General features: G+C 47.1%; 6 protein-coding genes and 4 tRNA genes. 4 read left to right on the plus strand and 6 right to left on the minus strand.

Translation table 11 applies throughout. The annotated features are described in order from the left end of the window. Positions 1 to 131 precede the first annotated feature (131 nt). The 4 genes from RN22_RS10960 to RN22_RS10975 form a co-directional block, all read right to left on the minus strand. A tRNA-Thr gene (locus RN22_RS10960) sits at positions 132 to 207 on the minus strand. Positions 208 to 217: 10 nt separating this feature from the next. Further along, positions 218 to 292, minus strand: a tRNA-Gly gene (locus tag RN22_RS10965). Positions 293 to 332: 40 nt separating this feature from the next. Then, positions 333 to 417, minus strand: a tRNA-Tyr gene (locus RN22_RS10970). A gap of 22 nt (positions 418 to 439) precedes the next feature. Next, positions 440 to 515 (minus strand) — tRNA-Thr (locus RN22_RS10975). Between the two features lie 208 nt (positions 516 to 723). Here RN22_RS10975 and coaA point away from each other — a divergent pair. Next, the gene (gene coaA, locus RN22_RS10980) at positions 724 to 1659 is read left to right on the plus strand and encodes a type I pantothenate kinase (protein ID WP_046304305.1); all 936 of its coding nucleotides are present in this window, start codon (positions 724 to 726) and stop codon (positions 1657 to 1659) included. Position 1660: 1 nt separating this feature from the next. On the opposite strand, the gene birA is transcribed toward coaA, so the two are convergent. Next, positions 1661 to 2626 carry a bifunctional biotin--[acetyl-CoA-carboxylase] ligase/biotin operon repressor BirA gene (gene birA / locus RN22_RS10985; RefSeq protein ID WP_046304306.1) on the minus strand — a complete coding sequence of 322 codons (966 nt, stop codon included), beginning with the start codon at positions 2624 to 2626 and terminating at the stop codon, positions 1661 to 1663. Then, a complete protein-coding gene (murB, locus tag RN22_RS10990) occupies positions 2614 to 3654 on the minus strand; it encodes a UDP-N-acetylmuramate dehydrogenase (protein ID WP_046304307.1) in 1041 nt (346 codons plus the stop codon). Before murB ends, birA begins: the two co-directional genes overlap by 13 nt. A gap of 81 nt (positions 3655 to 3735) precedes the next feature. Here murB and RN22_RS10995 point away from each other — a divergent pair, with 81 nt between their 5' ends. The 3 genes from RN22_RS10995 (at position 3736) to RN22_RS11005 (ending at position 6262) form a co-directional block, all read left to right on the plus strand. Further along, positions 3736 to 4173 carry a GNAT family N-acetyltransferase gene (locus tag RN22_RS10995; RefSeq protein WP_046304308.1) on the plus strand — a complete coding sequence of 146 codons (438 nt, stop codon included), beginning with the start codon at positions 3736 to 3738 and terminating at the stop codon, positions 4171 to 4173. Between the two features lie 108 nt (positions 4174 to 4281). Next, positions 4282 to 5631, plus strand: a complete 1350-nt coding sequence (pssA, locus tag RN22_RS11000; protein WP_046304309.1) for a CDP-diacylglycerol--serine O-phosphatidyltransferase — start codon at positions 4282 to 4284, stop codon at positions 5629 to 5631. Positions 5632 to 5641: 10 nt separating this feature from the next. Beyond that, the gene (locus RN22_RS11005; protein WP_046304310.1) at positions 5642 to 6262 is read left to right on the plus strand and encodes a nicotinamidase; all 621 of its coding nucleotides are present in this window, start codon (positions 5642 to 5644) and stop codon (positions 6260 to 6262) included. Positions 6263 to 6493 lie beyond the last annotated feature (231 nt).

Here is a 6493-nt window from a genome sequence, read left to right on the forward strand (position 1 = left end):
TTCAAATTTTTCTTTAGACATGACAGTCCCTCTAAGCACGGTATTTTGGTGGTTTAACGACCACACATACAACAAACGGATTTTTGTTGAGTATATGACAAATGGCTTGAAGTAACTTTGGGGAGAAAGAGTGGTGCTGATACCCAGATTTGAACTGGGGACCTCACCCTTACCAAGGGTGCGCTCTACCAACTGAGCTATATCAGCACTATAAGATTGGAGCGGGCAGCGGGAATCGAACCCGCATCATCAGCTTGGAAGGCTGAGGTAATAGCCATTATACGATGCCCGCTTTCAGTTTCTCGTAGAGCTATTCAAACTATTTGAAATAGTGGTGGTGGGAGAAGGATTCGAACCTTCGAAGGCGGAGCCGTCAGATTTACAGTCTGATCCCTTTGGCCACTCGGGAATCCCACCAAATTGTTCTTTTTTGTCGTAATGGTGCCGGCTGCCGGAATCGAACTGGCGACCTACTGATTACAAGTCAGTTGCTCTACCAACTGAGCTAAGCCGGCGACAAGTGCTGCGCATTCTATTCAATGATTTTTAGCGTTGCAATAGGTAATTTAAAAATTTCACCCAAATAAGATCTTATGGGGCATTAATTCACCAATTTGCTCCGTTTTTTAGCTAGATGGCGCAGCGTTATATCCCCTCCATACTTCCACAAACCGCATCGATAAGGTATTGTCGCTCTCCTTAACACACAGATTCATCCAGAGTATGAGTGATTTACTAACTCCATATTTGTCGTTCGACCGTGAGCAATGGTCAGAATTGCGCGACTCAGTGCCAATGACGCTTGACGAGACCGATCTCGAAAAGCTGCGTGGTATTAACGAGCATTTGACGATGAATGAAGTGCGGGATATCTACCTGCCGCTTTCGCGATTGCTGAATTTGTATGTAAAGGCGCGAAAAGGCCGCACCCAAGTCCTTGAACACTTTTTGGGACAAAAAGACAATAATGTTCCGTATGTGATTGGTATTGCTGGCAGTGTGGCAGTCGGAAAAAGTACAACTGCACGTTTGCTGAAAGCACTGCTGGAACGCTGGCCTGAACACCCTAAAGTCGAGCTAATCACCACTGATGGTTTTCTTCATCCCAACAAGACTCTCAATGAGCGTGGATTGATGAAGAAAAAGGGATTTCCAGAGTCTTACGATATCCGTGGTCTGGTGCAGTTTGTTGCCGATGTGAAATCGGGGAAATCAAGGGTTGAAGCGCCCGTCTATTCACATCTGGTCTATGACATCACTGAAGACACCAAAGTCGTCCAACAGCCTGACATTTTGATCGTGGAAGGTCTGAATGTATTGCAAAGTGGAATGGATTACCCGCACGACCCTCACCGAGTTTTTATCTCGGACTTCTTAGATTTTTCTATCTACGTTGATGCGGACAGCGAGTTACTGAAAACCTGGTACATCGAGCGCTTTATGGCGTTCCGTAAAGGTGCGTTTCAGAACCCAACATCTTATTTCCACCACTACACCAAGCTTTCGCATGATGAAGCGGTACAGACAGCATCAGGTATTTGGGAAGAGATTAACGGTAAGAATCTGGAAGAGAACATTCTTCCTACGCGCGAGCGTGCTGGCTTAATCCTCCAGAAAGGAACCAACCACGCGGTTCAAACCGTTAAAGTTAGGAAATAGCTTAGTCGTCAGCACGCAGGCTGATCTCTCCGCCGAGATATGGGGTAGTGCCATTTTCGGTTTCCAGCAGCAAAGCCCCTTGCTCATTGATCCCGCGCGCAATCCCCTTAACCACTCGCTCACCCAGCAGTAATTTCACCGCACGACCCTGAAAGTTGTCATAGCTGTCCCAGCGTGGCACAAAGCCAGCCATTCCAGTTTCTTCATATTGCTTCAGCGCTTCTGTTACGCCATTTATCAAAGCGGCTGCCAAAGCATTTTTGTCAGGGAGTGGATGGCAAGCATCCTGAAGATTTGCCCAGCTTTGATCCACTTCGTCTGTTTCAGGCATTGAAACGTTAAGTCCCATACCAATAACCAAATGAGCGGCATCGCCAGCCTGACCCGTCATTTCTACCAAAATACCGGCAAGCTTCTTGTCATTCCAATAAAGGTCATTTGGCCACTTCACTTTGACGCTTTCAGCACCCAGTTTCTGTAAAGTCTCAGCCATGGAAACACCCACTACAAGGCTTAATCCCATCGCAGCAGCCATGCCTGCATCTAATCGCCAATACATGGAAAGGTAAAGGTTGGCACCAAAAGGAGAAAACCACGCTCTGCCACGGCGTCCACGGCCTGCCTGTTGATACTCGGCAAGACAGGCGGAGCCGGACTCCAACTGACCTACGCGATCCAGAAGATGCTGGTTTGTAGAATCAATCACGGGGATAAGCTCAAACGCAGGCACACTCAGTTGTGTTTTCAATGCATTTTCATCAAGGAGATTAAGCGGCGCAGGCAGGCAATAGCCTTTGCCTTGGACGCGAAACACGTCCACACCCCACTGTTGCAATACTTTGATGTGTTTGCTGATTGCTGCGCGGCTCATACCGAGCTCTTCACCCAACTTTTCACCCGAGTGGAACTGGCCGTCTGCGAGCATTTTTATAAGTGCCAGGCGGGGCGTATTATCTAGCGCTGGCATACAGCCTCCAATGTGGTTTCTTGTGTCGCACCCATAAAGCGAACCTCGTGTTCTAGCAAGACTCCGAAACGTTGGTAAACGGTATCAACCACTTCTTTCGCGAGAGTCACGACATCGCTGGCTGTAGCCCCACCACTGTTTACCAGCACCAATGCCTGTTTATTGTGAACAGACGCGCCACCGACGCTTTTGCCCTTTAAGCCACATTGATCGATAAGCCAGCCCGCAGCAAGCTTCACTTCTGAACTCGACACTTCAAACGATGGCATCTTTTCATTATCAGCTAAGAGAAACTTTACCTGTGTCTTAGGCACAACAGGGTTTTTAAAGAAGCTTCCGGCATTTCCTAACAAATTAGGATCAGGCAGCTTTTCACTTCGAATTTCGCAGACCTTATCAAACACCTCTTTGGCAGACACCTCATTCTCACTCGCCAAATCGCCCAAGGCTCCATAACCTATCACGGGCTTCCAAGCTTTCGATAACTGGAAACCTACAGCAAGAATAATGGCTTTATCTTTGAGTTCGCGCTTGAACACAGAGTCCCGGTAACCAAATTCACAGGCCCCCGACCCCATGCGAATGACTTCGCCGGTTTCAAGCATCAGGACATCGACATACTCACAGCGTTCATTCAGCTCAACACCATAAGCACCGATATTCTGAATGGGTGCCGAGCCTACAAGGCCAGGGATAAGCGCAAGGTTTTCGAGGCCAGGCATGCCCTGTTCAATCGTCCATTTCACCAATTGATGCCAGTTTTCCCCGCCAGCCACATGAAGGTGCCAGTGCGAAGCTGTCTCTTCAACATCAATACCTTTTAGGCGATTTAGAACCACTATCCCATCAAAATCTTCACAGAACAGAAGATTACTGCCTTCGCCAAGGACGATCTTTGGCTCGTCAGCACGATCACGCCAGATCGTGATAAAATCTTCCGCGCTTTGCGCTTCAATAATGGCTTTGGCCTGAACATCAATACCAAAGGTGTGAAATGGTTTTAGCGATGTAGTAGACAGGATATTCATTCGGATCGCAGTTTCGTTTTGATAAAGTCTTAGCGATGTATACTACCCCATCCGCCTTGAATTCACAGTGATTTGATAACCATGGCCGACACACGATATGCCCTTCTCGACCCACTCCGTTTTCCACTGGTGGCTCGTTTTTATAAAACACATTACCCAGCAGGGAAGCCGAAGAAAGACGAAATCATTTGGACGGCAGAAAATAGCAGCGGTCTTTTTGGTTCAGTTAGATTCAGGCAGTTTCATGACTTCCAACTTCTGACTGGTATGCTTATTGCCCCCGATCAACGAGGGAAAAAGCAGGGAGAAGCTTTCCTCAATGCCGTCCAAACTCAGATTCAAACTAAAGCTTGTTATTGTCTGGCGTATCGCTATTTAGAAAAACTCTACAAAGAGGCCGGATTTGAAGTGATCGAGGTCAGCAATCTGCCCGAAGAATTAAGTGGCCGATACCAAAGCTATTGCAACAGTGGTAAAGATCTTATCCCTATGCGTCACAACTCCATGTCACAGTTGTAAATCGGGATAGCTGACACACGGATATCGCTGGAAATTGCACAATTTCTGGTACAATACAGGGTTTGATTTGCGTTAACACGACCCAGTGTCGAACTTAATGAGGCAACAATGGTTTCAGCTACTGCCAATAAGCAGTTGATCGATCAGCTCCCGAAAATTGCGCACCGTCCAGACCAGATGGAAACACTGCTCGATGCGACCACCTTCAGGGAGCGTCTGCTTCACGAAATAGCTCACGCTAAATATCGTATTTACCTTGTTGCTCTGTATCTGCAAGACGACGAGGCAGGGCGCAATATCCTTGATGCGCTCTATGAAGCAAAACAAAAGAATCCAGTTCTGGATATCAAAGTACTGGTTGACTGGCACCGTGCTCAGCGCGGCTTGATTGGCGCTGACAAGTCAGACGGTAATGCTGCGCTTTACCGCGAGTACGCTGAGAAATACCAGCATAAGATTGATGTGCTGGGTGTACCTGTGAGAAACAGGGAAGTCTTTGGCGTTCTGCACCTTAAAGGCTTTGTCTTTGATGATACTGTTATTTATAGCGGCGCAAGTCTGAATGATGTGTATCTTGCCCAGCATGACCGCTATCGCTATGACCGCTACCATGTCATCAATAGCAAAACTCTAGCCGACAGCATGGCAGGCTTTATCGGAAACACCTTGGCGGCCAGTTCTGCAGTCACATGCCTTGCGCAGCCTAACCGCCCGGAAGTAAAAGCACTCAAGCCAGCTATCCGCGAATTACGTGCAAGACTGCAGGCAGCCAGCTATCAGTTTATTTCGCAACATATCAATGACGATCAAATTGGCCTCACGCCAATGGTGGGATTGGGTAAGCGTAAGAACTTCCTGAACATTCAGATTTGTCGTTTAATCGCCAGTGCTGAAAATGAACTCATCATATGTACGCCTTACTTCAACCCTCCGCGCAGTGTGACTCGTGAAATAAGACTTGCCTTGCGTAGAGGTGTGAACGTCACCATTATCGTAGGCGATAAAACAGCGAATGACTTCTACATCCCTCCTAGTGAGCCGTTCAAAACGATTTCAGGTTTACCTTATCTTTATGAAATGAACCTGCGCAATTTCGCACGTCGTAATGAAGCCGCTATCGCCAAGCGTCAATTGAAAATCCACCTTTGGAAGCACGACGACAACAGCTTTCATCTCAAAGGGATTTGGGTAGACAGATCCTACATGCTACTGACGGGTAACAACCTCAACCCTCGTGCATGGAAGCTGGATCTTGAAAATGCCATCTTGCTTCACGACAAACGTCGTTTGCTGGAAGCCGAAGCCCAAAGGGAAATCGATACGATTTTGGAGCACACTCAGCTGATTGGCAGTTACAAGCAAATTGAAAAGCTGGAAGTTTACCCGCCTCAAGTACAAAGATTGCTAAAACGTATCAAGCGCATCAGGGCAGATCATCTGCTTAATCAGATACTTTAAGGAGTCAGACGTGATTGCTTCTATCGATGTGGACCCACAGAAAACCTTTACACCGATCTGCCCAGGCGAATTACCTGTGCAAGGCGGAGATAAGATTGGTCCTGCACTTAACGAACAGGCAACAAAGGCACAATTCCGCATCCTCACAAAGGACGCGCATCCAGCCAACGCGGTTTGGGTAGTCGACAGTCACGATAAGATGTTAGTTCCTTTGGAGCATGCCAATGCGGACCTTACTTGGGTATCCCATGCAGTACCTGGCACCGAAGGCTTTGAAACTATTCCAGAACTCCCTGAAGTAACTGAATATGACCATGTCATTTGGAAAGGTGTAGAGCCAAATCTCCACCCTTATGGTGCATGCTTCCATGATATTCAGGAAAAGCTCAGCACTGGCCTCATTGAATGGCTTAGAGCCAAAGGTGTCACCACTGTATTAGTCGGTGGTCTCGCTACTGACTACTGCGTTAAAACCACTGCCATACAATTAAAGATGCATGGTGGCTTTGATGTTTGGGTTAACCTAGAAGCTTGTCGAGGTATTGCTGAAAAAACAACTGAAACAGGCTGCGCTGAAATGCGTGATGCCGGTATCCACGTTATAGAAACGTTGGAAGAGTTCAGGGCATAACTCACTAAATGAACCCCAAAAAACACCACCTGAGAAGGTGGTGTTTTTTTATATCTACTATTCGGAAGCTCCAGCTTTATTTACCATGAGCTAAGTGCTTGTATGGTAGTTGTCTGTAATTAAGGCTAGGAAAAAGGGAGCGATGGTAAATATGAAAAGTTGCAGATGCAAAAAAGCCCTGACCGTCAGGTCAGGGCTTTTTCTAAATTGAAAGCCTGGCGATGTCCTACT

Source organism: Grimontia sp. AD028 (assembly GCF_000973155.1).
Classification (GTDB): Bacteria; Pseudomonadota; Gammaproteobacteria; order Enterobacterales; family Vibrionaceae; genus Enterovibrio; species Enterovibrio indicus.